Source organism: Amycolatopsis solani, from assembly GCF_033441515.1.
Classification (GTDB): domain Bacteria; phylum Actinomycetota; class Actinomycetes; order Mycobacteriales; family Pseudonocardiaceae; genus Amycolatopsis; species Amycolatopsis solani.
The window spans coordinates 1,380,465-1,406,150 of the sequence record NZ_JAWQJT010000003.1; the positions used below are offsets into that span (position 1 = coordinate 1,380,465).

The following is a 25,686-nucleotide window of genomic DNA, read 5'->3' on the forward strand; positions in this document are numbered from 1 at the left end:
CTCCCTCCTGGAACGCGTTGCCACCGAGGGTAACCGGTCGGTGTACACCCACCGTCAGCCGCTGGCCGTGTCGCCGTGCCGGCTGCACTTCGCCGTCCAGCCGAGCGGGCTCACCTGCACCACCAGCCGCCGGGCGCAGAAGGTGCAGTAGCGCGGGGGTTCCAGTGCCGTCCGGGGGTTGTGGCACGCCGGGTGGTCCGCCCCACCCGGCGATTCCTGTCCACAGTGGACGCAGAAGACCGCGTCAGAGGCTGTCACTGAGGGCCTTGATGGGCATCTTGAGCTCGTCCAGCATCTCGAGGTCCGCCGAGGCCGGGCGGCCCAGGTTGGTCAGGTAGTTGCCGACGATGATCGCGTTGACGCCGCCGAGCATGCCCTGCTCCGCGCCGAGGTCGCCGAGCGTGAGCTCACGGCCGCCGGCGAAGCGCAGCATCGTGCGCGGCATCGCGAGCCGGAACGCCGCCACCGTGCGCAGGGCGTCCTTGCCCTCGACGATCTCGTAGTTCTCGTACGGTGTGCCGGGCTGCGGGATGAGGAAGTTCATCGGCACCTCGTGCGGGTTCAGCTCGGCCAGCTGCACCGCGAACTCCGCGCGCTGCTCGACCGTCTCCCCCATGCCGATGATGCCGCCGCAGCAGACCTCCATGCCCGCCTCGGCCACCATCCGCAGCGTGTCCCAGCGCTCTTCCCACGTGTGCGTGGTGACCACCGCGGGGAAGTGCGAGCGCGCCGTCTCGAGGTTGTGGTTGTAGCGGTGCACGCCCATCTCGACGAGCTCGTCGACCTGCTCCTGCGTGAGCATGCCGAGCGAGCAGGCGATCTGGATGTCGTTCCCGTCCGCCCGGATCGCCTTCACGCCTTCGCGCACCTGCGAGAGCAGCCGCTGGTCCGGGCCGCGGACGGCGGCGACGATGCAGAACTCCGTCGCGCCGGTCTCGGCGGTCTGCCGGGCGGCCTTGACCAGGTTCGGGATGTCGAGCCACGCCGAGCGCACCGGCGTCGGGAAGCGGCCGGACTGGGAGCAGAAGTGGCAGTCCTCCGGGCAGCCGCCGGTCTTCAGGCTGATGATGCCCTCGACCTCCACCTCGGGCCCGCACCAGCGCATCCGGACCTCGTGCGCGAGCGCGAGCAGGTCGGGCAGCCGGTCGTCGGGCAGCCGCAGCACCTCGAGGACCTCGGCTTCTCCCAGGCCGGCGCCGGTTTCGAGGACGAGCTCACGGGCGTGGGCGAGGACGTCGGTGTCCGGAACTGCGGTCAAGGCGTCTCCTTGGTCGTGGCGGAAGCGTCCCTCATCGTGCCTGACGGGCCCCTCGGGCGACAGCGACGCAGGTCACTTCCCGGCTGACGCGCAGCCGGCGAACAGCTCGGGGTCGAACTCGCCGCCGAACCACGGCGAGAGCCCGCCCCTGGCCGCGGCCAGGAACTCGTCACGGGACGCCGTGCCGAGCCCGGCGGGCAGCACGCCGAGCAGCGGCGCCCCGGCCGCCACCGGCAGGTCTTCGAGGTTGGACAGCGCCGCGAGGTCCGGCTCGGCCGGCCAGGCGCCGATGATCACGCCGGCGACGGTCAGGCCGCGCTTGCCGGCGACCTCGGCGGTGAGCGCGGTCGCGTTGAGCGTGCCGAGCCCGGCCTCGGCCACGATGATCACGAGCGAGCCGAGCGACCAGGCGACGTCGGCGAGGCTCGCCCCGGTGGAGTCGAAGCGGACCAGCAGCCCGCCCGCGCCTTCGATCAGAGTCAGGTCGTGCCCGGTGTCCAGGTCGGACGCCGCCCGCGCGATCTCCCCCGGGTCCAGCGTCGGCAGCCCGCTGCGGCGCGCGGCGGCTTCCGGGGACAGCGGATCCGGGTAGCGGCGCAGTTCGAGGGTGGTGACGTCACCGGCGAGCCGCCGGACGTCGGCGAGGTCGCCGGGCTCGTCGGGCCGCACCCCGGTCTGCGCCGGTTTCAGCACCGCGACCCGCTGCCCGCCGTCCGCCGCCAGAGCGGCGATCGCCGCCGTGGTGATCGTTTTGCCGACCCCGGTCCCGGTCCCCGTCATCACCAGCATGGTCACGGACCATCAACTTAGTGAACCCGGTCCGGGACGCGCACACGCGGGCCGTGCTCGAGCGCACGGCCCGCGTGTCGATCAGGCTCCCGTCACCGCCGCTCCGGCCGGGCGGAACGTGCGCTCGGCCGCGTCGAACAGGTGGACCTGCGCCGTCCCGACCGCGAAGTACATGCCGGTCAGCTGCAGCTTCCCGGCCGCCTCGGCCGCGGCCACCGACGGGTACTCGCGCAGGTGCTCCAGCTGCTGGAGCACGTTGTGCAGGGCCAGCCGGTCACCCTTCCGCTCCGGGACCGCGCCCTCCAGCGTGGCCGAACCCAGCCGGTGCGCGCTCGGCTCCGCGTGGCGGAGCCAGACCGACAGCGGTCCCGGCGGCGGGCCGTCGGCCAGCGCCGCCATCGCGCCGCAGCCCGAGTGGCCGCACACCACGATCTCCTCGACTCCGAGCACGCCGACGGCGTACTCGATGGACGCGTTCATCGACGGGTCCGCCTGCCCGGGCGGGACGAGGTTGCCGATGTTGCGGATGGTGAACAGGTCGCCGGGGCCGCTGGTGGTGATCAGGTTGGGCACGATCCGGGAGTCGCCGCAGGTGATGAACAGCGTGCGCGGCCGCTGGCCGTCGGCGAGCCCGGACAGCGTGTCCTTGAGCAGCGGCGCGGCGCGGCGGTGGAACTCGGTGGCACCGTTGCGGGTCTGCTGCGTGGGGATGCCTTCGGTGGCCTGCCACGCCGACCAGGGCGCGAGCCAGCGCGGCACCGCCCGGCTCGCGTGCAGCCGGGACCGCGTCGGGCGGCCCGCCTTGCCTTCGCCGAACCACGGGTGGCCGACCTCGTCGACCTCGACCGTGCCGCCGGCGCGCTCGTGGGCCTGCTGCCAGGTGGTGAGGCTCTCGAACGCGGCGTGGTCGAGGTAGTCGACGACGAGCTCGAGCCGCACCGGGACGCCGGCCGGGATGGTCCCGAGCACCTTCGACAGCCGCGGCACGGACAGGAACGTCAGGACGCCTTCGACGACGACGCGCCAGGCGTCCCCTTCGCGCTCGACGTGAATCCCCGACCAGAGCGTGCGGCGCAGCATCAGCACGAGCGCCAGCCCGATGCCCGCGAGCACGCCGGTGAGCAGGTCGAACACCACGACGCCGGCGAGGGTGAGCAGGTAGACGGGCAGGTCGCCGTGGGCGAGGACGGTCTTGATGTGGCCCGGGTTGACCAGCTTCGCGCCGACGTGCACCAGCAGGCCGGCCAGCGCGGCCAGGGGGATGCTCTGGATCAGCCCGGCGAGCAGGACGACGAACAGCAGCACCCAGACGCCGTGCAGCACCGCCGACGCGCGGGTCTTCGCCCCGGCGGCGACGTTGGTGGAACTGCGGACGATGACGCCGGTGACCGGCAGGCCGCCCAGCGCGCCGGAGAGCATGTTGGCCGCGCCCTGGCCGACCAGTTCCCGGTCGAGGTTGGCGCGCCGCCCGGTGTGCATCTTGTCCACCGCCACGGCCGAAAGCAGGCTTTCGACGCTGGCGATCAGGGCGATGGTGACGACGGCGAGCGCAAATCCGCCCCAGCCGCCGTCGGGCAGCTGCGGGACGAGCTGGATGTCCAGCAGGTCACCGGGCAGCTCGACGCGCGGCAGCGTCATCCCGAGCAGGACCGACAGGCCGGTGGCGGCGGCGATCGCGGCGAGCGGTCCCGGCACCTTCCGGACGGCGGACGGCAGCTTCGGCCAGACGAGCAGGATGGCGATGGTGAGCAGGCCGATCACGGCGGCTGAGTCGTGGTGGGCGACGATCTGGCCGGGCAGCTCGGCGATGTTCTCCACCGCCGAGCTCTGCGCCTTGCCGCCGAGGACGACGTGGAGCTGACCCAGCACGATCGTGACGCCGATGCCGGCCAGCATGCCGTGCACGATCGCCGGCGAGATGGCCAGCGCGGCGCGCGCGATGCGGCTCAGCCCCAGCAGGATCTGGCAGGCGCCGGCGGCGACGGTGATCGCGCAGGTGACGACCCACCCGAACGTCTGGATGGTTTCGGCCATGACGACGGTCAGGCCGGCGGCGGGCCCGCTCACTTGCAGCGCGGAGCCGCCCAGCGCCCCGGCGACGACGCCACCGACGACGGCGGCGACGAGCCCGGCGGCGACCGGCGCGCCCGAAGCGAGGGCGATGCCCAGGGACAGGGGTACTGCGACGAGGAAGACGACCAGTGAGGCCGGCAGGTCGTGGCGGAGCACGGCGAGGGGTCTCATGATCACCATGCAACCGGAAACCGAGTGAAATGTCCGCTATGCACCACTCGTTCGGGTGAATAATTCGCTGCATTTAGCTCGAATGTCACATATCGGACAAGCCGTTCACAAGCCGTTCACACACTTTGGCCTGTCACGTGACAGTTGAATTCCGTACTACACAAGGGTTTCCACGCTCCCGATGTGACACCGGACGGGCCCGGTGCCACATCGGGAGCGGTCCTCGTCAGTGCTCCACAGCGCCGGCCGGGACGAAGCCGCGAGCCGCATCGTCCAAAAGGGACACCTGCGCGGCGCCGACGTCGAAGTACATGCCGGTGAGCCGGAGCGCGCCGCGCTCGAGCGCGGCCGCCACCACCGGGTACGCACGCAGGATCTCCAGCTGCTGCACCACGTTCTGCAGCGCGAGCTGGTCGGCCTCGGCGGCCGGCCGCTCGCCGCCGAGCAGCACCGGCGCTTCGCGGGCGCGGCGCCGGAGCGTCGCTTCGCCGTGGCGGAGCCAGCTGCCGAGCTGCTCGAGCCCGTCCGGGGCCCGGCCGAGCAACGCCTTCATCGCGCCGCAGCCGGAGTGCCCGCACACCACGATCTCGGCCACGCCCAGGACGCCGACCGCGTACTCGATCGCGGCGCCGACCGAGGAGTCGTCGCCGTCCGGCGGCGGCACCAGGTTGCCGATGTTCCGGACCGTGAACAGGTCGCCCGGCCCGCTGGTGGTGATCAGGTTGGGCACGATCCGCGCGTCGCCGCAGGTGATGAATAGCGTGTGCGGCTGCTGGCCGTGCGCCAGCCCGCTCCACGTGTCCCGCAGCAGTGGCGCGGTGCGGCGCTGGAACTCCGACGCGCCGCGGCAGAGCAGCGAGCTCGCCGTGCGCTGGGCGGGGAGCACGACGTGCTCGGCCTGCCACTGCGACCACGGCGCGAGCCACCGCGGCACCACGCGCGCGGCGACGCTGCGGCGCACGGTCGGCTCGCCCGAACTCCCGCGTTCGAACCACGGGTGCCCGATCTCGTCGACCGTCACCGGCCCGGCGTGCGCCTGCTGCCAGCCGCGCAGGCAGTCGAACGCGGCGTGGTCGAGGTAGTCGACGAGCAGTTCGAGGGTGACCTCGGCGTGCGGCGGCACCCCGGCGAGCACGCGGGTCAGCCGCGGCACGGACAGGAACGTCAGTGCGCCTTCGATGACGACGCGGTGGCGCTCGCCTTCCCGCTCGACGTGGATGCCGGAGAAGATCATCCGCCGCAGCATCAGCGCGAGCGCGAGCAGGACGCCCGCGGCGACACCGGTGAGCAGGTTGACGGCCACCGCGCCGGCGAGCGTGACGACGTACACCGGCAGGTCGCCGTGCCGCCGGACTTCCTTGAGCCCGTGGACGTTCACGAGCTTCATCCCGACGTACACGAGCAGGGCGGCGAGGGCGGCCAGCGGAATAAGCCGCAGCACGCCGGTCAGCAACAGGCAGGCGGCGAGGATCCAGACGCAGTGCAGGATCGCCGACAGCCGCGTGCGCGCGCCGGCCTCGTAGTTGGTCATGCTGCGCACGATGACGCCGGTGACCGGGAACCCGCCGAGCGCGCCGGCCGCGACGTTCGCCGCGCCCTGCCCGATGAGCTCGCGGTCGAGGTCGGTGCGCGGGCCGCCGCGGAGCTTGTCGACCGAAACGGCGGACAGCAGGCTTTCCAGGCCGGCGATGAGCGCGATGGTGAGCGCGGCGAGGGCGAACCCGCCCCAGCCGCCGTCCGGCAGCCGCGGCACGATGTGCAACTCGGGCAGCCCGGCCGGGAGGTCGACGCGCGGCAGCGACATGCCGGTCAGCACGGACAGCCCGGTGGCCAGCGCGACGGCGGCCAGCGGCGCGGGCACGCGGCGGACGGTTTTCGGCAGCCGCGGCCAGGCGATCAGCACGGCGAGGGTGACGACCCCGATCAGCACGGCCTGGTCGTGGTGCGCGGCGATCTGCCGCGGCAGCGCGACGACGTTGGCGAGCGCGGAACCCTGCGCCGAGCCGCCGAGCACGACGTGCAGCTGCCCGAGCACGAGCGTGACCCCGATGCCGGCGAGCAGCCCGTGCACGATGGCAGGCGAAACGGCGAGCGCGGCCCGGGCGGCCCTGGTCAGCCCGAAGAGGATTTGGAGCAGCCCGGCGGCGACGGTGATCGCGCAGGTGACGGGCCAGCCGTGGGTGGCGATCGTGTCGGCCAGCACCACGGTGAGCGCGGCGGAGGGCCCGCTGACTTGCAGCGGCGACCCGCCGAAGAGGCTCGCGACCAGCCCGCCGACGACGGCGGAGATGAGGCCGGAGAGCAGCGGTGCCCCGGCGGCGAAGGCCACACCGAGGGACAGGGGGACGGCGACGAGGAAGACGACTATCGACGCGAGGAGGTCGTGCTTGAGGTTCTCCGGAAGACGGGGCTGCTTCGGCGGGCCGGTGTCGTGTTCACCACGAACGATCTCGATCATGGGGGCAGGATCGCCGAAACGCGGCGAAAAGTCCGCTATGCAAGGATTTCTCGCGTTTGCTCCGGTACGGATCGGGTCGGTTCATCCGGCTTTTCCCCCGCGACCGCCCCACCGTTCGCGTGGTGTCGATCTTGGTCGGGTACACAGCGCGACGATGAGAGACCTTCGGGTCTCACTGTGGGCGTGGTCACACCCGATGTGCTGAAATCACGCCTTTTCCGCCACCGCCAGCATCGCGCGGGTGATCAGTGCGGGGAGCCGCGACCGCTCGGCACCCACCCGGAACGCCCTTGGGCCACAGGCCTCGCCGCGCTCGCGACCCGCCGGGCAACGCGGCACCTCACGCCTTTTCCGCCCCCGCGAGCACCGCGCGGATGACCAGAGCCGGCATCGCGCGGACGTCACGCGGCCCGCGTCGCTCGTCGGGCCACGCGGCACCCCACCCGGCCGCCGTCACGCCTTTTCCGCCACCGCCAGCATCGCGCGGGTGATCACCGCGAGGTCGGCTTCCGTCGAAACGTACGGGGGCATCGCGTAGACGAGGTCGCGGAACGGGCGCAGCCAAGCGCCGTGCTCGGTGACCACCTCGGTGGCCACCGCCATGTCGACCGGGTGGTCCAGCTGCAGCACGCCGATGCCGCCGAGGACGCGGACGTCCACCACCGGCGCCAGGTCGCGGGCCGGGGCGAGGCCGTCCAGCAAGCCTTTCTCCAGGCGGGTCACGTCGGAGCGCCAGGTGCCGTCGGCGAGCAGGCCGAGCGAGGCGTTCGCGACCGCCGAGGCCAGCGGGTTGCCCATGAACGTCGGGCCGTGCGCGAGGACCGGGAGCGCGCCGCGGGAAATGCCCGCCGCCACCTCCGGGGTGCACAGGGCCGCCGCCATGCTCAGGTAGCCGCCGGTCAGCGCCTTTCCGACGCACAGCACGTCCGGCGTCACGCCCGCGTGCTCCGCCGCGAAGAGCGCGCCCGTGCGGCCGAAGCCGGTCGCGATCTCGTCGAAGATCAGCAGCACGTCGTGCGCTTCGGTCAGTTCCCGCAGCGCGCGCAGATAAGCGGGGTGATGGAAGCGCATGCCGCCCGCGCCCTGCACGACCGGCTCGACGATCACCGCCGCGAGTTCCCCCGCGTGGCGGGAAATCGACTCGACCAGGGTGTCCACATAGGACTGATCCGGCGGCGCGTCGAACCCGGACGGCGGGGCGGGCACGAAGACCTGCTCGGGCAGCACCCCGCGCCACAGCGAGTGCATGCCGCCGTCGGGGTCGCACACGCTCATCGGCGTGAACGTGTCGCCGTGGTAGCCGCCGCGCCAGGTGAGCAGCCGCCGCTTCTCCGGCAGCCCGCGCGAACGCTGGTACTGCAGGCACATCTTCGCCGCGACCTCCACCGACACCGACCCGGAGTCGCAGAGGAAGACGTGCTCCAGCCCGTCCGGGGTCAGGTCGACCAGCGTCTTCGCCAAGGTGATCGCGGGTTCGTGCGTCAGGCCGCCGAACATGACGTGGCTCATCCGGCCGGCCTGCTCCGCGAGCGCGGCGTCGAGCACCGGGTGCCGGTAGCCGTGGATGGCCGACCACCACGACGACATCCCGTCGACGAGCTCCCGGCCGTCGGCGAGCTTCAGCCGCACGCCGCTCGCCTCGGTCACCAGCAGCGAAGGCACCTTCGCCGGCATCGGCGCGTACGGGTGCCACACGTGCTGAGCGTCCAAAGCGAGCAGGTCGGTTTCCATCAGCCGACCCTACGACGTCACTTCAGCCGGACCGGCAACGCCTCCAGCCCGTGCACCAGCGAACTCGGCCGGTAGACCAGCTCGTCCGGCTTCGCGTCCAGCGTCAGCTCCGGGAACCGCGTCACCAGCCCGCCCAGCGCGATCTCCGCCTCCAGCCGGGCCAGGGGCGCGCCCACGCAGTAGTGGATGCCGTGCCCGAACGCCAGGTGCCCGCCCGCCGCGCGCGTGATGTCCAGGCGGTCCGGCTCCGGGTAGCGCTCGGCGTCGCGGTTCGCGCCCAGCAGCGAGACCAGCACGAACTCGCCCTCCGGGATCGTCACGCCGCCCACCTCGACCGGCTCGGCCGTGAAGCGCAGCGTGGCCAGGTGGATCGGGCCGTCGAACCGGAGGAACTCCTCGACGGCGTTCGGCAGCAGCTCCGGCTCCGCGCGCAGCTTGGCCAGCTGCGCCGGCTCGCGCAGCAGCGCCAGCACGCCGTTGGCGATCAGGTTGACAGTGGTCTCGTGGCCGGCGACCAGCAGCAGGAACGCCATCGAGACGAGCTCGGGCTCGGACAGCGAGTCCCCGTCGTCGGTCGCGTGCACCAGGTCCGACAGCAGGTCCTCGGCCGGCTCCGCGCGCTTCTGCGCGATCAGGTCCGTGAGGTAGGCGAACATGTTCTGCGCCGCGCTCTGCATGGCCTCCGGCTCGGACGCGCTCAGCAACGTCTTGGACCACGCGGAAAAGTCGGTGCGGTCCGCCGCGCGCACGCCGAGCAGCTCGCAGATCACCGTGATCGGCAGCGGCGCGGCGAACGACGGCAGCAGGTCGGCCCGCTCCTGCCCGGCCAGCGCGTCGAGCAGCTCCGCGGTGATCTCCTCCACGCGCGGCCGCAGCCGGGCGATGGTCCGCCCGGTGAAGGCCTTGTTGACCAGCTTGCGCAGCCGCGTGTGGTCCGGCGGATCGGAGTTGAGCATGTGGAAGCCGAGATCCGCACCCACCCCGGCCTGGGCCGGCTGGCCGGACGGCAGCTTCGCCTCGAACAGCTCGCGGGCGCGCGCACTGTTTTTGTGCAGCCGCGGATCCGCCAGCAGCGCCCGCGCCTGGGCGAAGTCCGTCACGATGTAGCAGTCCAAGCCGCGCGGCATCCGGGCCCGGCGCACCGGCCCGCCCGCGCGCAGCAGCTCCGCGAACAGGTGCGCGTCCTGCGCGAAGTCCTCGGCCACCTCGAAAGTCGTCATCCCGCTCCCCCGTGCAGTCCGCTTCAGCGCTCGGCGAGTGCCACTACCACGCGCTCGGTCACGTCCTGCCAGTATGCCCGTTGTTCCTCGCGTTCTCCGGCGCCCGCGAGCCATTCCTGGTGGAACCGCAACGTGGTTTTGGCGCCCGCGCCGCTCAGCCGCACCTGGACGGTCGAATCGTGGTCCCAGTCGCTGGGCCGCCAGGTGAGCCGCACGCGGTCGTTCTCGACGTAGCTGCGGACCTCGCCGACCGTGCCGTTCGCCGTTTCGTACTCCACGCCCGGTTCGCGCGGCAGCTCCACCCCGGGACCGAGCCAGATCGCGACGCCGTCCCGGCTCACCAGGAACTCCCAGATCCGCTCCGCCGGGTACGGCAGGGTCCGCGAAACGCCGATGTTCCACCCGACATCGGCCGTTTTCCCCACTGATGAAGTCATGTCCGCATCCTCCCACCGGGGTACGACAAAACCGGTCGCCGGTCCGGGTGCAGGATCGGTACTCGTGCGCTACCGCCCCATTTCCCCAGCCGTGCTGGCCCAAGAACTGACCGAACGCATCGACGCGCTCACCGGGCGTCCGCGGTTCGCGGTCGCGATCGACGGCGCCGCGGGTGCGACGGAAACCACAGAACTCGCGGACGCGCTGGTCGACCCGCTGCGCCTGCGCGGCCGCGCGGCCTTTCGCGTGTCCGCGCACGACTTCCTGCGCCCCGCGTCGCTGCGCTACGAGCACGGCCGCACGAACCCCGACGCCCGCTACACCGACTGGCTCGACCTCGGGGCGCTCCGCCGCGAGGTGCTCGACCCGCTCGGCGACGGCGGTTCCGGCGAGGTCCTGCCTTCGCTGTGGGACGCCGGGCGCGACCGCGCGACCCGCGCCGAGCGCGTGCCGGTCCCCGAGGGTGGTGTCGTGCTCGTCGACGGCGAGCTGCTGCTCGGAGCCGGTCTCGCCTTCGACCTGGCCGTGCACCTGTGGCTTTCCCCCGCCGCGCTGCGCCGCCGAGTGCCGGAGGAGTGGGCGGTCCCGGCTTACGAGCGCTACGAAGAAGAAGTGGACCCCGGCTCGCTCGCCGACGTCGTCGTGCGCGTCGACGATCCGCGGCACCCGGCGCTGTACACGCCGTGAGCCTCAGCGGACGACGGCCACCGGGTCGCCGTCGAGGAGGCCGGACAGCCGCCCGGCCATGGCGTCCCAGCGCCAGTTCTCGGTGACCCAGGCGCGGCCCGCCTCGCCCATCCGGCGGGCCCGCACGGGGTCGGCGAGGAGGCTGGCGAGGGTCTCGGCCAGCTGGCCGGTGTCGCGGCCCTCGACGACGTGCCCGGTGACCTCGTCGAGCACCGTTTCCGGGGCCCCGCCGGAGTTGCCGGCCACGACCGGCAGCCCGGTCGCCGACGCCTCCAGGTAGACGATGCCGAGCCCTTCGACGTCGAGGCCGCGGCCGCGGGTGCGGGCGGGCATCGCGAAGACGTCACCGGCCGCGTAGTGGGCGGGCAGCTCGGCCCACGGCACCGAGCCGGTGAGCACGACGTCCCGTTCCAGGCCGAGCCCGGTGACCAGCTGGGTGAGCTTCTTGCGGTACGGCCCGCCGCCGACGATCAGCAGCGCCGAGTCCGGCACGCGCTCGCGGATCAGCGGCAGCGCGCGGATCAGCTGGTCCTGGCCCTTGCGGGGGACCAGCCGGGACACGCAGACGACCGTCGGCCGGTCGGAAAGGCCGTGCCGGGCACGGATTTCCGCGCGGCCGGCCGGATCCGGTTTGTACAGTTCCGCGTCCACACCGGACGGCAGCAGCTCCAGCCCGGCCATCGGGCCGAACGCGGCGGCGAACCGGCCGCGCGTGTAGCGGCTGACGTAGGTGACGGCGTCCACGGTGTCGCCGATGCGCCGCAACGCCTGCCGCGAGGCCGGGAGCATGGACCAGCCGACTTCGTGGCCGTGCGTCGACGCCACGACGCGCCGCGCGCCCGCCTGGCGCAGGGAGTGCCCCAGCAGCGCCAGCGGCGCCGCGGCCCCGAACCAGACGGCTTCGCAGTCCCGCGCGCGCATGATCTCCTTCGCGCGGCGGAGCACGTCCGGCGTCGGCAGCATCAGCGACGTCGGGTGCCGCACGACCTCGAACGGCGCTTCGGCGTCGAACTCCTCGTGCGACCCCGTCCGCGACTCCCACGAAGGCGCGTAGACGACCAGGTCGTCCGCCGGCAGCCGGGTGGCGAGGGAGTTCAGGTAGTTCTGGATCCCCCCGGGCCGGGGCGGGAAGTCGTTGGTCACGAGCAGGGTCTTCAACACGCTCCAGAGGCTAGCGGCCGCCTCCCCTCTTCGTTCGGGGGTCCGGGTGGCGAAGCCCCCGGCCCGAGGCGGAGCCTCGGCTGACACAGCGAAGGGGCGGCACCGCGTGTGCGGTACCGCCCCTCCGGGAGTGCTGCTCGGGAAGTCACGCCGTCGGGCGGCGGGCTCCCGCGTACTGGCTCTGCAGCGGCGAAATCTTCACGACGTCGCCGGTGTCGGGCGCGTGCACCATCTTGCCGTCGCCGAGGTACATGCCGACGTGCGAGACGGGCGAGTAGTAGAACACGAGGTCGCCCGGCTGCAGCTGGTCACGCGGCACCGCGGCGCCGAACGTGGACTGCTCGCGGCTCGACCGGGGCAGCTTGATCCCGGCCTTCCCGTACGCCCACAGCATCAGGCCCGAGCAGTCGAACGAGCTCGGCCCGGTGTCGCCCCAGCCGTACGGGCTGCCGAGCTTGCTCAGCGCCGCGTTGACCGCGGTCTGGGCGGCGGCGGTGGGCGCCTGGACGTTCGGCGCCGTGCCGCCCTTGTCGCCCTGCAGGGCCTTGTCGGCCGAGCTGAGGCTCTTGTTGGCGGCCTTCAGCTGGTCGATCTGGTCGTTCAGCGTCTTCTGCTTGGCCTGGATGTCCTGCGTCAGCTTCGCCGCGGCGTCACGGGCGTCCGTCGCGCGCTTCGCGGCGTCGGTGGCCTTGCTGGTGGCGTCGTCGGCCTGCTTGACGGCGCCGGTGAGGTTGCCCATCGCGCCGTTCTTCTCGGTCGCGATCACCTCGAGCGCCGAGGAGCGGTCGAGGAAGTCCTGCGTGGACGTACCGGCCAGCAGCGCGGACAGCTTGTTCAGCTGGACACCGCTGGTGAACGACGCGCCGGCGAACTTGTCGACCTCGGTCTGGTACTTCTTCTGGTTCGCGGTCGCCTGGGCGGCCTGGTCCTTCGCCGCGTTGACGTCGTTGGTGGCCTTGTCGAGCTCGCCCTGCTTGGCTTTCAGGTCGTCCTGGGCCTTGAGCAGGTCTTCGTTGAGCTTTTCGGCCTGCGCCGCGAGATCGCGGTACTGGGCGAGGGCGTCCGAACCGGTGGGCGGGGCCTGGAGGACGGGGACGGGGGCGGCGGTGGCCGTCGGCTGGGCCACGGTGACGAGGGTGATCACCGATGCCGCGGCGAGGACGCCGGACATCACGCGCCTGACTGGATGCGACTGCACGGTCGCGCGTGTCTCCTTCGGTCTCGGCCGCCGTCGGGGATCGGGGCACGAAGAGGCCGGGGAGTCCTCTTCGCCGCTCGTCCCCCACCGCTTCGGGGCTGCTTCGTCCGCAACAGGTGAAGCAAAGCGGTGGTGGTTCCGGATCCCAGCTTCCCGACAAAGCTGCGCCCGGCGGCGATCTCGCGTCGCCGCCTCATCGACGGCCGGGGGCCACGAGATCTCGGACAGGTTACGAAAAGACCGCCACCACGTCCACCACCCCGCGGCCAAAAACTCTCCGTAGCGCCTGGAAACACCATCGGACCAGCCGTGGAGAAAACATGTGATGGGCGTTACACGCTGGGGATATTCCCGAAGCAGATTCGGTCACCGACCGTTCACCTGACCCGATCGACCATTCGGCGCGCCGACACGAAACGGGCGTGTCAGGCCGTGCGCAAGTCGGCTCCCTCCACCAAGCGCAGCCGCGGCACCATCCCCGCTTCGGCGAGCGCGTCGACGGCGCGTCGCTCGTCGGCGTCCCACACGACGGCGGGCGGCGCCCCGAGCAGCACGCTCACCACGCAGTCGTGGCAGGAGATGCCGCGCACGACGCAGCGATCGCAGTCGACCACGAGGTTTTCCATGTCCTCGACGGATAGGTGCGAGACGTCCACTGCGGACAGATCGGGGGTGTCGTTCATGTGGTCCTCCTCACGTCGGAACTGACTGAGGAGAACGGTAGGGGTCACCACCGACAATTTCGGGCGAGCGAGCCCACGCCCCCTGCGGCAGCGGCGTGCGAGCCGGCGGCATCTCGCCATGCTCCCGGGACCGGACCCGGCACGGTCCGGGCGAGTGCGGCAGTCCTGCCGGTGCCGGAGTGCACGAAGGTCGCGAATGACTCATTGGGGACCTCCCTGGTCCCCGATGAGTCATTCGCGACACCGGTCCCAGTGGGCAAGCCCGACTTTGCCGGAGCGCTGACGTCGGGCGCGGTGAACGACTCGTTCACCACGTCCAGGGCCGCGCGACCCCGGGTCACAGGCCGCGCGATCAGACCCGCGAAAGGCGGCTGACCAGCACCGAAGAGGGCGCCGGGTGGGCGCCGCCGCCGCGGACCGAGTCGGCCACCGCGCGATCGGACGTCGCCACCACCATCGGACGGCCCGCGGGCTCGGCCGCGACGATGTTGCGGATCACGTCGTCGGCCAGCACCCCGCGGTCGGAGAACAGCACCCGCACCCCGCGCGGCACCGCGGCGGGGACCGACAGCACGCCCGCCCCGTCGAAGACCACCGTGACCTCGGCGGACGTGCGCGCGGCCAGCGCCTGGAGCTGGTGGATCAGCCGGTCGCGCTGGTCGGCGAGCGCGAGTTCCGGGTAGCCGGTCTTCGTCACGTTGTAGCCGTCGACGATCAGGTGCACGTTGGGCAGCGCGAGGTAGCGGTCCAGCGTGGACACGTCCGCGATCTTGCCGCCCTGCCCGGTGCCGGACCGGGTGCCGCGCACCATGTCCGCGGGGCGGGCGCCACGCGCGCCGAGGGCGAGCTCGCGCCGCAGCCCGGTGACGGCGCCGTCGATCGTGTCGATGAGCAGCCCGAGCCGCACCTCGTCGGCTTGGCGGGCTTCCCGGGCGGACTGGCGGGCGATCTCGGCGTCCGCGGCGGCGCGTTCGGCACGGGCGCGTTCGGCGGCGACGCGCTGGCGTTCGCGGTCGAGCTGGGCGGTCAGCGCGGCGATCTCGTCCGCGCGGGCGGCGGACCCGCGGGCGGCGTCGGCGGCCGCCGCTTCGGCCGCGTCACGGGCCTGGCGCAGCTGGACGCCTTGCTCGCGCAGGCGCTTCAGGAGCTTCTCGACTTCGCCCTCGCGCTCGCCGCGGACGCTTTCGGCGGCGAGGCGCGCTTCGGCGAGTTCGGCGCGGACCTGGCCGAGTTCGGCCTCGAGCCGCTGGTTGCGGGCCAGCGCGGCGTCGCGTTCGGCGCGGAGGGCGTTCTCCTCGGCGTTCTTGGCGACCAGCCGCACGCGCCCGGCGGCACCGGACTCCCCGAGCAGGACGGCGGCGGCCGCGGCGGCGACGGAGTCGGCGGCGTTCGGGTCGAGCGCGTCGGTGCGGTGTTCGCGCAACCACTCGATGACGGCGGTCCGGAACTGCGAGGACTCGCCGAGCGCGGCCAGCAGGGCGGCCCCGCCGAGCTTGGCGCGCTTGGCCGGGGCGAACTTGGCGACCGGCCGCAGCTGGCGCGGCACGTCGGTGCCGGGGAGCTTGGCGACGGCGGCCGCGGCGAGCTCGGCGATGCGGTCCCGGACCGGCTCGGGCAGTGCCGGCCAGGTGGCGGGTTCCGGCCGGTCGGCGGGCTCTTCAGCCGGCTCCGGGCGCGACGCGACACCCGAGGGACCGGCGGGGTCCCCTGGCGGCTCCGGCACGAGCGGCTGCGGGTGCATTGGTCCAGGGTAGGCCCCGCCCCCGCATCCCGCGCCGCGCGGCACACGGACCGGCTCCGCGCGGAAACTGTCGGTGGTCGCCCTTACAGTCCGACCATGCGTTCGATCCAGGCACAACTCGCGTTCGACGAGCTCGGAACCCCGTTGCGGGAAACGACTTTCGTGGTTTTCGACCTGGAAACCACCGGAGCCGGGCCGGGCGCGTCCGAAATCACCGAGATCGGCGCGGTGAAGGTCCGCGCGGGCGAGGTGCTCGGCGAGTTCGCGACCCTGGTGAACCCGGGCAAGACCATCCCGCCCCAGATCGTCTCGCTGACGGGTATCACCCAGCTGATGGTGTACGACGCGCCGCCGATCGAGGAGGTGCTGCCGGCGTTCCTGGAGTTCATCGGCGGCTCGGTGCTGGTGGCGCACAACTCGGGGTTCGACACCTCGCACATGCGGGCCGCCTGCGAGGCGCACGGGTACGCGTGGCCGAAGCTGACGGTGGTGTGCACGGCCCGGCTGGCCCGGCGCGTGGTGCCGCGCGACGAGGTCGGGCGCTACAACCTGACGGCGCTGGCGCTGCTGTTCGGCGCGCGCACGCGGCCGACGCACCGGGCGCTCGACGACGCGCGGGCCACCGTGGACGTGCTGCACGGCTTGCTGGAGCGCGTCGGGAACCTCGGCGTCCATTCGCTCGAGGAGCTGATGGGGTACCTGCCGGAGGTGACGGTCGCCCAGCGGGCGAAACGGCACCTGGCGGCCGACCTGCCGGCCGCGCCGGGCGTCTACCTGTTCAAGGGCCCGAAGGAGGAGGTCCTCTACGTCGGCACGGCGAAGGACCTGCGGCGGCGGGTGCGGACGTACTTCACGGGTTCGGAGAACCGCAGCCGGATCCGGGAGATGGTCGCGCTGGCCGAGCGCGTCGACCACGTCGTGTGCGCGCACGCGCTGGAGGCGGAGGTGCGGGAGCTGCGGCTGATCGCGGCGCACCGGCCCGCGTACAACCGCCGGTCGAAGAACCGTCACCAGGGCTGGTGGATCGGGCTGACGGAGGAGGCGTTCCCGCGCCTGTCGGTGGTCCGCCTGCCGCGGCCGGGGGTGCTGGGCCCGTTCCGTAACCAGGCGGACGCCCGCGCGACGGCGGACACCCTGGCCGGCGCATCGGGCCTGCGGACCTGCACGCAGCGGATCTCACCCCGCTCGCCCAACGGGACCCCGTGCGTCCTGGCGGAGCTGGGCCGCTGCGGCGCGCCCTGTGCGGGACGGCAGAGCGTCGAGGCGTACGAGCCGTCGGTCGCATCGGTGTCGGGCCTGATCGCGGGCCTGGACGGCCGCCCGTTGCACACGGCGGCGGCCCACGTGGAGCACCTGGCGGCCGGCGAGCACTTCGAGCAGGCGGCCCGCCACCGCGACGAGCTGGCCGGCCTGATCCGCGCACTGGGCCGGGCCCACCGCCAGGGCGCACTGGCCGCGATCGCCGAGCTGATCGCAGCAGCCCCGGACGGCGCGGGCGGCTGGGAGCTGTCGGTGATTCGCTACGGCCGGCTGGCTTCAGCGGGAGTGGCCCGGCGCGGGGTGCCGCCGATGCCGGTGGTGGAGGCTTTGGTGGCGTCGGCGGAGACGGTGCTGCCGGAGCCCGGGCCCCTGCACGGGGCGCCACCGGAGGAGGTGGGGGTGCTGCTGCGCTGGCTGGCCAGGCCGGGGGTTCGGCTGGTCCGGACGACGAGGCCGTGGGCGGAGCCGGCGGCGGTGGCGGGCTGGCAGGGGTGGCTGGACCTGGTGGCGGGGGCGCATTCGCTGGAGCACGTGGGGTGAGGGCGGCGGCGACCCTGCGGCCGACCTGCCGCGCTCGGCGGCCCGGGGCGGGGCACTCGGCTGCGGCGGGCAACCCCGAGCGGCGGGGAAGCAGGCCAAGCTGCTGACTACGGCCGGCAACCGGCCGCGGCTGACCACCCGCAGCTACCGACTGTGGCGGGGCACCCCGGTCGACCGGATAGCTGACCAGCCGCTGGCTGCGGCGGGCAACCGGCCGCGGGCTGACCAGCCAGGGCTACCGACTGCGGCGCGCACCCGGACGGCGGGCCAGCCGGCCAAGCCGCTGACTGCGGCGAGCAACTAAGCCACAGCCGACCACCCGGCGCTACCTCGGGAAGGCGCGCACCCGGTCGGCCGGCCGGGTGCGCCGCTGCTGCGGCCGGCAGCCTGGGCAGCAGGGCCGCTGGCCACCGAGCCGGCGTGCCCCGAGCCGCCAAGCGACGACCGTCGGCGACCGGGCTGCCATGGCGCCCGCGCGCACTGTCCTGCGCACGCCGGCCGGCAGCAACTGCCACAGCGGCGGCGCCACGCTTACGCGTCCGCAAATGCTCAATGCCGACCGCAGCTCTCGCCGGCGCATGCCAGCCAGCCACCGCGGCCCAGCTAGCGGCCGTGCGCCCTCGCTGGCGCAAGCCAGCCGCCCGCAGGAGCCCAAGTCCTGGCCACACACCCCCGTCCAGCCACCGCAGGGCCGTCTCAGGCAAGCCAACCGGCGCTCAAGCAAGCCACAGCGGCCCCCAAAGCACCAACCAGCCCGAGCCCCTCACCCCACCGATCGGTCCAGCGCATCGAGCAGCCAGGTGTGCGCAACCCCCATCGGCGCGGCCTCCCCGGTGACCTCACCCGCCAGATGCCAGTACCGCCGCAAGCGCGGTGACCGGTCCGCCGCCGTCCGGCGGTTCAATGCCCGGCGGAACTCCACACTGTCCGAAGCCCGATGCGCCGTCGCGTGCGCCGCCACGAAACGGTCCAGCGCCGCACCCGGCGACGGCGAGGCACCCGCCGCCACCGCGTCGGCCGCCAAAGCGCACGCCTCCCCCACCGAGGCGTGCAGCTCGCCCAGGTCCGTGATCCGCTCGTGCGCCACCAGCGTGCTCGCCCTCAGCCGCACCGCCAGCTCCCGGTCGGCCGCCAGCACCACCAGCTCGGCGTACGCGACCACCTGGGCCGTCGTCGGGGACTCCGGTGGCTGCGGCGCGCTGATGTCCAGGAACATCCGCGCCGTGTCCGGTGGGATCGGGCCCGTCGTCATCGGCTCCCACAACCGCACCAGCGCCGCACGGGCCGCGGGGGCGTCCTGGACCGCCGACAGCACGTCCAGCCGGGACGGCACCTCCTCCACCGCCCGAAGCACCGACCGCCGCCAGGACAGGGTCGCCAGCTCGCGGTCCAGGGCCGTGCGCTCGGCCGCCACCGCGTCGTCCAGGGACCTGCGGCCGGCCAGCACCTCGGTGATCGCGCGCAGGCCCAGCCCGAGGCCGCGCAGCCGGCGCACCAGCCCGAGCCGCTCCACCGCCGACGCTTCGAAACGGCGGTGGCCGCCGACGCTGCGGGCCGGCTCCAGCAGGCCCTCGTCGCAGTAGAACCTGATCGTGCGGACCGGCACCCCCGTCCGCCGGGCCAGGTCGCCGATCCCCAGTGTGTCCTCGGTCACCTTCGGTCGAACCTCCAGCCGGGTGGAATTCCTACGGTACGGCCCATGGACACCACCAGACTCGCCGAAGGCCTCCACGACCACACCGCCGGGCTCGCCGCGGCGGTGACCGGCGCCGATCCGGACGCGCGGGTGCCCACCTGCCCCGACTGGCCGGTGCGGGTGCTCGTCGGGCACATCGGCCAGGCCCACCGCTGGGCCGCGGGCATCGTCCGGTCCGGGCCCTCCCCCGTGCCCGATCCGTTCGACGCCGACCCCGGCTCGCCCGAGAAGTGGTCCGATTGGCTGCTCGAGGGCGCCGCCGACCTCGAGGACGCCGTCCTGGCCGCCGGGGAGACGCCGGTCTGGACGTTCTTCGGCCCCGGCCCCGCCCGGTTCTGGCTGCGGCGGATGGCGCACGACACCACCGTCCACCACGCCGACGCCGCGTTCGCCGCCGGCGCCGCGTTCGAGGTCGCCCCCGACCTGGCCGCCGACGCAATCAGCGAGTGGCTGGACGTACTCTCCGACCCCGTGACGCCGACCCTGAACCCCGCCTTCGCCGAGCTCCGCGGCACCGGCCAGACCCTGCGGGCCGACCCGGGCGACGGCCCCGGCTGGCTGATCACCCGCACCCCGGACGGCGTCCGCTGGAACCACGCCGCCGGGCCCGCCGACACGACCCTCGCCGGGCCCGTCGGCGACCTGCTGCTCGTGCTCACCCGCCGCCTGCCCGCCGGCCGCGTCACCATCACGGGCGACCCCACGTTGGCCGAGCACTGGCTGGCGCACACGGCGGCGTAGCGAGGCAGCTCACTAGGATCGCGGTCGACACCCCGCAGACGAGTCTTGGAGGACCCAGGTGATCACCGCGATCGTGTTGATCCAGGTTGAGGCGGACGCGATCCCGGACGCGGCGCAGGCGATCGCCGACATCGACGGTGTCGGCGAGGTCTACTCGTGTGCCGGGGACGTCGACCTCATCGCCACCGTGCAGGTCTCCGCGCACGAAGAGCTGGCCGACCTCATCCCCGGCCGGATCGGGAAGGTGCCGGGGGTGCTGGACACCGTCACGCACATCGCGTTCCGGTCCTACTCCCGCACCGACACCGAGTCGGCCTTCTCGATCGGCGTCGAGGATTGACCGAGGTCCCCGGGGAACTGGCCGCCGCGCTCGCGGCGGACCCGGACGCGGCGGCGGCGTTCGAAGCCCTGCCGCCGTCGCACCGGCGTGAGTACGCCCAGTGGGTCGCGGAGGCCAAGAAGCCGGAAACCCGCGTCTCCCGGGCCGGGAAGACCGTCGCCCGGCTCCGCGAACCGGGCTAGGCCGGCTGCCAGAGCTCGACCCGGTTCCCCTCGGGGTCGGTGACCCAGCCGAAGCGGCCGATGCCGTCCATGTCCTGGGTCTCTTCGGCGACGTCGGCGCCCTGGGCACGCAGCTGCGCCAGCATCGCGTCCAGGTCGCGGACCCGGAAGTTGAGCATGGCCTGCTGCGAGGGCGACCCGAAGTAGTCGGTCCCGGCCTCGAACGGCGCGAAGACGGTCGGGCCCGGCGCCTGCTGCCACAGCCCGTGCTCGTCGGCGTCGAGCCCCAGGAAGTCCCGGTACCAGGCCCCCAGGGCCGCCGGGTCCGCCGCGCGGAAGAAGTAACCTCCGATGCCGAGCACACGTTCCATGCCGCGCATCGTGCCAGCCCGGAAACACCGAAGGCCACCTCCGGCGAACCGGAGGTGGCCTTCGCGTCGTCTTGCGGCTAGTGGTCCGACTGCTTCGCGGCCGAAGCCGTTTCGGCGGAGTCGAACTCCCCGTGCTGGCCGTTCTCGACCGCGGAGTGGCCGTTGCCGTTGCCGTGCCCGTTGCCGTGGGCCCGCTGCAGCGCGGCGGTCTCCTCGGCCGGGTCCGGCGACCAGAACGTGCCCGGGACGGCGTGGCCCGCCGAGCCCAGCTTGTTCATCTTCTTCGGCACGGACGCACCCTGGTATTCGAGCGGGATCGCGTGGCCGTGGCTGTCGACGCCGGCGAGCGGCTGGTGGATCTCGATGAACTCACCGTGCGGCAGCCGCTTGATGATGCCCGTCTCGACGCCGTGCTCCAGCACCTCGCGGTCGGCCCGCTGCAGGCCCAGGCAGAGCCGGTAGGTGAGGTAGTAGGCGATCGGCGGCACGATGAGCACGCCGATGCGGCCCGCCCACGTCGTCGCGTTCAGGGAGATGTCGAACTGGTCGGCGATGATGTCGTTGAAGCCCGACAGTTCGATCACCATGAAGAAGCCCAGCGCCATCGCGCCCAGCGCCGTGCGGACCGGGACGTCCCGGGGCCGCTGGAGCAGGTTGTGGTGCGCGGTGTCCTTGGACAGCCTCCGCTCGATGAACGGGTAACCCAGGAACAGGGCGAACAGGATCGGCATGCCGACCGCGCCGGGGAAGAACACCGCCGGGATCGTGTAGTTCCCGAGGTAGACCTCCCACGCGGGCCAGATCCGCAGCATGCCGTCGGCCCAGGCCATGTACCAGTCCGGCTGCGAGCCCGCCGACACCTGCGCCGGGTTGTAGGGGCCGAAGTTCCACACCGGGTTGATCTGGAACAACCCCGACATCAGCGCCAGCACCCCGATGACCAGGGTGAAGAACGCCCCGCCCTTCAACGCGAAGTACGGCATGATCCGCACCCCGACGACGTTGGTCTCCTTGCGCCGCACCCCCGGGAACTGGGTGTGCTTCTGGTACCACACCAGCGCCAGGTGCGCCCCCACCAGCGCCAGCATGATGCCCGGCAGCAGCAGGATGTGCAGCGTGTACAACCGCGGGATGATCTGATCGCCCGGGAACTCCCCACCGAAGAGCGCCCAGTGGATCCAGGTCCCCGCCACCGGCACCGACAGCACGATCCCCGACAGCGTCGCCCGGATACCGGTACCCGAGAGCAGGTCATCGGGCAGGGAGTAGCCGAAGAAGCCTTCGAAGCAGCCCAGGATCAGCAGCAGCCCGCCGATCACCCAGTTCGCCTCACGCGGGCGCCGGAACGCGCCGGTGAAGAAGATCCGCAGCATGTGCACGGCCATCGACGCCACGAAGATCAGCGCCGCCCAGTGGTGCAGCTGCCGCATGAACAGCCCGCCGCGCACGTCGAAGGAGATGTCCAGCGTGGTGCGGAACGCCTGCGACATCTCCAGGCCCTGCATGTTCTTGAAGCTGCCGTGGTAGACGACCTCCTGCATGGAGGGGTCGAAGAACAGCGTCAGGTACACACCCGTGAGCAGCAGGATGATGAAGCTGTAGAGGGCGATCTCGCCGAGCAGGAACGACCAGTGCGTCGGGAAGACCTTGTTGAGCTGGTGCCGCAGGCCCTTGGCCGCGTGGTAGCGCTGGTCCGCGTTGTTCGCCGCGTCGCCCAGCGCCTTCTCGACCGGGCTCGACCCCTTGGTCGGCGTGGTGAGTGAACTCATGACTTACGCTCCCAAAAGGCCGGACCGATGGCCTCGATGAAGTCGCCTCGCGCGATCAAGTATCCCTCTTCGTCCACCGTGATCGGTAGCTGGGCCAGCGGACGCGTCGCCGGGCCGAAAATCGGCTTGCCGTAGTGCAGCGCGTCGAACTGCGACTGGTGGCAGGGGCACAGGATGCGGTTGGTGCGCTGCTCGTACAGGGAGGTCGGGCAGCCGACGTGGCTGCAGATCTTCGTGTACGCGTAGTAGTCGCCGAAGTTGAAGTCCTCCTGGCCGGACCGCTTGACCACCTTGGCGGCGTCGGTCGGGCGCAGGCGGATCAGCATGACCGGGTTGTCGACCCGGGTCAGCGCGGCGGCGAGCAGCTCCGGCTTGTCCTTCTCGGACTCGCGGTACGGGAAGACCGTTTCCATCGCGCCGGCGTCGAGGTCCTCGGCCTTGACCAGGCTGACCTCTTCGCCCTCTTCCAGCGGCTTGCCGGTGTTGCGGCGCAGGTAGACCTTCTCGCCCGGGAAGTTCGGCTGCCAGCCCGTGTGCCACAGCGACTCGCGGGTCTCGCTGTCCTTCCACGGGTTCTTGATGAAGGACGCCAGCGGCAGCGCGGCGGCCGCGAGGCCCAGCGTGCCGGCCCCGGCGATGGCCGTGCGCTTGATCAGCGACCGGCGCGCGATGGTGCTGCGGTTGCCGGCGTCGGCCAGGTGCGCGAGGAACGTCTGGCGGTCGACCTCGGCCGACCCCTTGCCCTCGCCGTCGTGGCGCTCCTGCACCGCGACCTCGGCGGGCACGAACTTCTTCGTGTACAGGATCACGCCGATGCCGAGGCCGAGGATGGCCAGGCCGAGCGTGATGCCGAGCATCGGGGTGTAGAGGCTGTACCAGAAGTGGCCGCTCTCGTTGTCCGGCGACTCGTACTTCCACGGCCACCAGATCAGCGAGACGACGAAGCCCAGCCCGGCCACGGCGGACAGCGCGAACCAGAACGCCACCAGGCGCTCGGCGCGCTTCTCCGCGCGGGTGCCCTCCACGGGCCACGGGGTCGGGTATTCGACGATTTCGACGCCGTCGAGCGCCCCGCCCAGCTTGACCAGCTGGTCACGGTCCATCTCAGCCAGTTCCGCCTCCGTCGGCGGCTTCGGCCCCTCGGCACTCATGCCTTCGATCCAATCCACAACGTCACGCCGATCAGCGCGGCGATCCCGACGATGAAGGCGATGACGCCCTCCGAAGCGGGGCCGACCCCGCCGAGGCCGTTACCACCCGGGTTGTTGTTGCCGTCCGACACCGACTTCACGTAGGCGACGATGTCCTTCTTCTCCTCCGGCGACAGCTGCCGGTCGGAGAACTTCGGCATGTTCTGGGGGCCGGTGAGCATGGCCGTGTAGATCTGCTCTTCGCTGGCCGGGTCCAGGTTCGGCGCGTACTTGCCCGCCGACAGCGCGCCGCCGCGGCCGGTGAAGTTGTGGCACGAAGCGCAGTTCAAGCGGAACAGCTCGCCACCGCGGGCCGGGTCGGAGCCGCGCAGGGCCTCGCCCTTCTCGGCCGGGCGCTGGACGCCGCCGCCGTGCGCCTGGATGTAGGCGCCGACCGCGTCGATCTCGGCCTCGGTCAGCTTCGGCGGCTTCCGCGCGGCCTGCGCCTCCTGGCGCGCGGCCGGCATGCGGCCCGAAGAAGTCTGGAAGTACACCGCGGCGTCGCCGATGCCGATCAGGCTCGGCCCGCGGTCCTGCACGCCTTCGAGGTTCGCGCCGTGGCACGCGATGCAGGTGTTGTTGTAGACCTGCTCGCCGAGCCGCAGCTGCGCCGGCGTTCCCTGGGCCTGCGCGGTCTGCGGCTCCGGGGCGAACACGGCGTACAGGGCGCCGGCGCCCACCAGCGCGATACCGAGCGCGAGCAGGCCGGCGAACCGCCTCCGCAGCTTCGACCGCGCGCGGTAGCGGCGCTCCGACGTTTTGGTGCTGGTGGTCATCTTGCGGCAACCCTTGCTGTCAGTTCAGGCCGGTGGTGATGGTGGTGGCGGCTGGGTGTGAGCTACGGAAGGAGGTAGATCACACCGAAGAGGCCGACCCACACGATGTCGACGAAGTGCCAGTAGTAGGACACGACGATCGCCGACGTGGCCTGGGCGGGCGTGAACTTGCTCAGCTTGGTGCGGATGAGCAGGTACACGAAGGCGATGAGCCCGCCGATGACGTGCAGGCCGTGGAACCCGGTGGCGAGGTAGAAGACCGTGCCGAACGGGCCGGACGGGATCGTCATCCCCTCTTCCACCAGGTTGTGGTACTCGTTGGCCTGGCCGCCGACGAAGATCGCGCCCATGATCAACGTGATGATGTACCAGCGGCGCAGCCCGTAGACGTCGCCGCGCTCGGCGGCGAACACCCCGAACTGGCAGGTCAGCGAGGACAGCACCAGGATCACCGTGAACGGGATCGCGTACGCCACGTTGAGGTGGAACTCCTCGCCGTGCAGCGGCGGCGGCCACTGGCCGGAGGAGTTCTGCGCCTTGACGGTGAAGAACATCGCGAACAGTCCGGCGAAGAACATCAGCTCGCTGGACAGCCACACGATGGTGCCGACACTGACCATGTTCGGCCGGTTCAGCGAGTGGACCCGCTGACTGATGGTGGGAGCTGCCGTTGTCACGCGTCGCATTATGTCCTCTCGCACCGCCGCTCCGCCGGGTGGGTCCACGGCGAGCCGTCTGCGTAACCGATCACACGGGATGCCCGGGAAGGTGAGAGCTACTCATGAGTTTGGTGAACCGCCTGCTCAACCTGGTCAAGAAGCGCGAAACGCCTGTTCTCGGGCCCGACGACCCCGGGCTGGAGATCGTCGTGGCGGCCTTCGACCCGGTCGTCGCGGACTCCGCCGTCCTCGCGGGTTCACCCGGCTGGGTCAGCACGGCACCGGCCGTTCTGCGGCACCACCTGCTGCTGCCGCCGGACCGGGTCGCCGAAGCGGCGTCGATCCTCGCGCAGGACGGCTACGAGCTGCGCGAACAGGGTCTTTCGGGTGATTCGGCGCGGGTGCTGGCGGTGCGCGTCCAGGTGCTCGACGCGCTCCACTGCGCCCAGGAACGGTCCCGGATGGCGGGTCTCGCGCAGCGGCTCGGGGGCGACGCGCTGGGCTGGGACGCGCTCCAGCCGGAGCCGACCGCGTGATGTCCGTCTCGGCCGATACGATCGGCGTGCGAGACGTGC

24 protein-coding genes are annotated in these 25,686 nt (G+C 72.2%); 6 read left to right on the top strand and 18 right to left on the bottom strand.

The features are described 5' to 3' along the window. Positions 1-54: 54 nt before the first annotated feature. The 8 genes from bsaP to SD460_RS39020 all read right to left on the bottom strand — a co-directional run bounded on the left by bsaP (position 55) and on the right by SD460_RS39020 (position 10,137). Positions 55-258 (bottom strand): biotin synthase auxiliary protein BsaP, encoded by a 204-nt coding sequence (gene bsaP, locus SD460_RS38985; protein ID WP_290058245.1) that lies wholly within the window; start codon positions 256-258, stop codon positions 55-57. Continuing rightward, positions 245-1,258 (bottom strand): biotin synthase BioB, encoded by a 1,014-nt coding sequence (bioB, locus tag SD460_RS38990; RefSeq protein WP_290058246.1) that lies wholly within the window; start codon positions 1,256-1,258, stop codon positions 245-247. Before bioB ends, bsaP begins: the two co-directional genes overlap by 14 nt. A 72-nt stretch (positions 1,259-1,330) precedes the next feature. Continuing rightward, positions 1,331-2,047 (bottom strand): dethiobiotin synthase, encoded by a 717-nt coding sequence (bioD, locus tag SD460_RS38995; protein ID WP_438860866.1) that lies wholly within the window; start codon positions 2,045-2,047, stop codon positions 1,331-1,333. Positions 2,048-2,128: 81 nt separating this feature from the next. Beyond that, complete coding sequence (locus SD460_RS39000) at positions 2,129-4,300, bottom strand: SulP family inorganic anion transporter (RefSeq protein WP_318307485.1); 2,172 nt, start codon at positions 4,298-4,300, stop codon at positions 2,129-2,131. A gap of 217 nt (positions 4,301-4,517) precedes the next feature. Continuing rightward, positions 4,518-6,749 (bottom strand): bifunctional SulP family inorganic anion transporter/carbonic anhydrase, encoded by a 2,232-nt coding sequence (locus SD460_RS39005; protein ID WP_290058248.1) that lies wholly within the window; start codon positions 6,747-6,749, stop codon positions 4,518-4,520. Between the two features lie 453 nt (positions 6,750-7,202). Then, positions 7,203-8,480 carry an adenosylmethionine--8-amino-7-oxononanoate transaminase gene (locus SD460_RS39010; RefSeq protein WP_438860651.1) on the bottom strand — a complete coding sequence of 426 codons (1,278 nt, stop codon included), beginning with the start codon at positions 8,478-8,480 and terminating at the stop codon, positions 7,203-7,205. A gap of 17 nt (positions 8,481-8,497) precedes the next feature. Then, a complete protein-coding gene (locus SD460_RS39015) occupies positions 8,498-9,700 on the bottom strand; it encodes a cytochrome P450 family protein (protein WP_290058249.1) in 1,203 nt (400 codons plus the stop codon). 23 nt (positions 9,701-9,723) lie between these two features. Continuing rightward, the gene (locus SD460_RS39020; RefSeq protein ID WP_290058250.1) at positions 9,724-10,137 is read right to left on the bottom strand and encodes an SRPBCC family protein; all 414 of its coding nucleotides are present in this window, start codon (positions 10,135-10,137) and stop codon (positions 9,724-9,726) included. Positions 10,138-10,201: 64 nt separating this feature from the next. Here SD460_RS39020 and SD460_RS39025 point away from each other — a divergent pair, with 64 nt between their 5' ends. Then, a complete protein-coding gene (locus tag SD460_RS39025; protein WP_290058251.1) occupies positions 10,202-10,825 on the top strand; it encodes a nucleoside/nucleotide kinase family protein in 624 nt (207 codons plus the stop codon). A gap of 3 nt (positions 10,826-10,828) precedes the next feature. Here the strand turns inward: SD460_RS39025 and SD460_RS39030 are convergent, their stop codons facing one another. The 4 genes from SD460_RS39030 to SD460_RS39045 form a co-directional block, all read right to left on the bottom strand. After that, positions 10,829-11,986, bottom strand: a complete 1,158-nt coding sequence (locus tag SD460_RS39030; RefSeq protein WP_290058252.1) for a glycosyltransferase family 4 protein — start codon at positions 11,984-11,986, stop codon at positions 10,829-10,831. A 145-nt stretch (positions 11,987-12,131) separates the two neighbouring features. Further along, positions 12,132-13,184 carry a C40 family peptidase gene (locus tag SD460_RS39035; RefSeq protein ID WP_290058253.1) on the bottom strand — a complete coding sequence of 351 codons (1,053 nt, stop codon included), beginning with the start codon at positions 13,182-13,184 and terminating at the stop codon, positions 12,132-12,134. 425 nt (positions 13,185-13,609) lie between these two features. Then, positions 13,610-13,867, bottom strand: a complete 258-nt coding sequence (locus SD460_RS39040; protein ID WP_290058254.1) for a hypothetical protein — start codon at positions 13,865-13,867, stop codon at positions 13,610-13,612. Between the two features lie 352 nt (positions 13,868-14,219). After that, on the bottom strand, positions 14,220-15,608 hold the full coding sequence (locus SD460_RS39045; RefSeq protein ID WP_318307486.1) for an NYN domain-containing protein: 1,389 nt from the start codon (positions 15,606-15,608) through the stop codon (positions 14,220-14,222). 96 nt (positions 15,609-15,704) lie between these two features. On the opposite strand from SD460_RS39045, the gene SD460_RS39050 reads away from it, so the two are divergent. Next, positions 15,705-17,408, top strand: a complete 1,704-nt coding sequence (locus SD460_RS39050) for a DEDD exonuclease domain-containing protein (RefSeq protein ID WP_318307487.1) — start codon at positions 15,705-15,707, stop codon at positions 17,406-17,408. A 763-nt stretch (positions 17,409-18,171) separates the two neighbouring features. Here SD460_RS39050 and SD460_RS39055 read toward each other — a convergent pair. Then, entirely contained in the window at positions 18,172-19,062 is an 891-nt protein-coding gene (locus SD460_RS39055; RefSeq protein ID WP_318307488.1) for a MerR family transcriptional regulator, read from the bottom strand. A 45-nt stretch (positions 19,063-19,107) separates the two neighbouring features. Here SD460_RS39055 and SD460_RS39060 point away from each other — a divergent pair, with 45 nt between their 5' ends. The 3 genes from SD460_RS39060 to SD460_RS39070 are packed head-to-tail and all read left to right on the top strand — an operon-like array spanning position 19,108 to position 20,367. Next, the gene (locus SD460_RS39060; RefSeq protein WP_290058258.1) at positions 19,108-19,845 is read left to right on the top strand and encodes a maleylpyruvate isomerase family mycothiol-dependent enzyme; all 738 of its coding nucleotides are present in this window, start codon (positions 19,108-19,110) and stop codon (positions 19,843-19,845) included. Between the two features lie 58 nt (positions 19,846-19,903). Next, the gene (locus SD460_RS39065) at positions 19,904-20,185 is read left to right on the top strand and encodes an Lrp/AsnC family transcriptional regulator (protein WP_247012548.1); all 282 of its coding nucleotides are present in this window, start codon (positions 19,904-19,906) and stop codon (positions 20,183-20,185) included. After that, positions 20,182-20,367, top strand: coding sequence for a YdeI/OmpD-associated family protein (locus SD460_RS39070; protein WP_290058259.1), 186 nt, complete (start codon positions 20,182-20,184; stop codon positions 20,365-20,367). Before SD460_RS39065 ends, SD460_RS39070 begins: the two co-directional genes overlap by 4 nt. Here the strand turns inward: SD460_RS39070 and SD460_RS39075 are convergent. The 5 genes from SD460_RS39075 to ctaE all read right to left on the bottom strand — a co-directional run bounded on the left by SD460_RS39075 (position 20,364) and on the right by ctaE (position 25,138). Next, positions 20,364-20,717, bottom strand: coding sequence for a VOC family protein (locus tag SD460_RS39075; RefSeq protein WP_290058260.1), 354 nt, complete (start codon positions 20,715-20,717; stop codon positions 20,364-20,366). The two genes, SD460_RS39070 and SD460_RS39075, sit on opposite strands and share 4 nt — an antisense overlap. Positions 20,718-20,794: 77 nt before the next feature. Further along, positions 20,795-22,486 (bottom strand): cytochrome bc1 complex cytochrome b subunit, encoded by a 1,692-nt coding sequence (qcrB, locus tag SD460_RS39080; protein WP_318307489.1) that lies wholly within the window; start codon positions 22,484-22,486, stop codon positions 20,795-20,797. Beyond that, positions 22,483-23,637 (bottom strand): cytochrome bc1 complex Rieske iron-sulfur subunit, encoded by a 1,155-nt coding sequence (qcrA, locus tag SD460_RS39085; protein WP_290060285.1) that lies wholly within the window; start codon positions 23,635-23,637, stop codon positions 22,483-22,485. Before qcrA ends, qcrB begins: the two co-directional genes overlap by 4 nt. Beyond that, positions 23,634-24,452 (bottom strand): cytochrome bc1 complex diheme cytochrome c subunit, encoded by an 819-nt coding sequence (gene qcrC, locus SD460_RS39090; protein WP_290060284.1) that lies wholly within the window; start codon positions 24,450-24,452, stop codon positions 23,634-23,636. The genes qcrA and qcrC overlap by 4 nt, the downstream gene beginning before the upstream one ends. 62 nt (positions 24,453-24,514) lie before the next feature. Continuing rightward, positions 24,515-25,138, bottom strand: a complete 624-nt coding sequence (gene ctaE / locus SD460_RS39095) for an aa3-type cytochrome oxidase subunit III (RefSeq protein WP_086681061.1) — start codon at positions 25,136-25,138, stop codon at positions 24,515-24,517. 95 nt (positions 25,139-25,233) lie between these two features. Between ctaE and SD460_RS39100 the strand changes: the two genes are divergently transcribed. Continuing rightward, positions 25,234-25,647 (top strand): hypothetical protein, encoded by a 414-nt coding sequence (locus SD460_RS39100; protein WP_290060283.1) that lies wholly within the window; start codon positions 25,234-25,236, stop codon positions 25,645-25,647. Positions 25,648-25,686: the final 39 nt, after the last annotated feature.

What these genes read in the sequence shown, in the direction of transcription:
- bioD (WP_438860866.1), bottom strand. Translation starts at nt 2,047, where the DNA reads ATGCTGGTGATGACGGGGACCGGGACCGGGGTCGGCAAAACGATCACC.
- SD460_RS39000 (WP_318307485.1), bottom strand. Translation starts at nt 4,300, where the DNA reads ATGGTGATCATGAGACCCCTCGCCGTGCTCCGCCACGACCTGCCGGCC.
- SD460_RS39005 (WP_290058248.1), bottom strand. Translation starts at nt 6,749, where the DNA reads ATGATCGAGATCGTTCGTGGTGAACACGACACCGGCCCGCCGAAGCAG.
- SD460_RS39010 (WP_438860651.1), bottom strand. Translation starts at nt 8,480, where the DNA reads ATGGAAACCGACCTGCTCGCTTTGGACGCTCAGCACGTGTGGCACCCG.
- SD460_RS39015 (WP_290058249.1), bottom strand. Translation starts at nt 9,700, where the DNA reads ATGACGACTTTCGAGGTGGCCGAGGACTTCGCGCAGGACGCGCACCTG.
- SD460_RS39020 (WP_290058250.1), bottom strand. Translation starts at nt 10,137, where the DNA reads ATGACTTCATCAGTGGGGAAAACGGCCGATGTCGGGTGGAACATCGGC.
- SD460_RS39040 (WP_290058254.1), bottom strand. Translation starts at nt 13,867, where the DNA reads ATGAACGACACCCCCGATCTGTCCGCAGTGGACGTCTCGCACCTATCC.
- SD460_RS39045 (WP_318307486.1), bottom strand. Translation starts at nt 15,608, where the DNA reads ATGCACCCGCAGCCGCTCGTGCCGGAGCCGCCAGGGGACCCCGCCGGT.
- SD460_RS39050 (WP_318307487.1), top strand. Translation starts at nt 15,705, where the DNA reads ATGCGTTCGATCCAGGCACAACTCGCGTTCGACGAGCTCGGAACCCCG.
- SD460_RS39060 (WP_290058258.1), top strand. Translation starts at nt 19,108, where the DNA reads ATGGACACCACCAGACTCGCCGAAGGCCTCCACGACCACACCGCCGGG.
- SD460_RS39075 (WP_290058260.1), bottom strand. Translation starts at nt 20,717, where the DNA reads ATGGAACGTGTGCTCGGCATCGGAGGTTACTTCTTCCGCGCGGCGGAC.
- qcrB (WP_318307489.1), bottom strand. Translation starts at nt 22,486, where the DNA reads ATGAGTTCACTCACCACGCCGACCAAGGGGTCGAGCCCGGTCGAGAAG.
- qcrA (WP_290060285.1), bottom strand. Translation starts at nt 23,637, where the DNA reads ATGAGTGCCGAGGGGCCGAAGCCGCCGACGGAGGCGGAACTGGCTGAG.
- qcrC (WP_290060284.1), bottom strand. Translation starts at nt 24,452, where the DNA reads ATGACCACCAGCACCAAAACGTCGGAGCGCCGCTACCGCGCGCGGTCG.
- ctaE (WP_086681061.1), bottom strand. Translation starts at nt 25,138, where the DNA reads ATGCGACGCGTGACAACGGCAGCTCCCACCATCAGTCAGCGGGTCCAC.
- SD460_RS39100 (WP_290060283.1), top strand. Translation starts at nt 25,234, where the DNA reads ATGAGTTTGGTGAACCGCCTGCTCAACCTGGTCAAGAAGCGCGAAACG.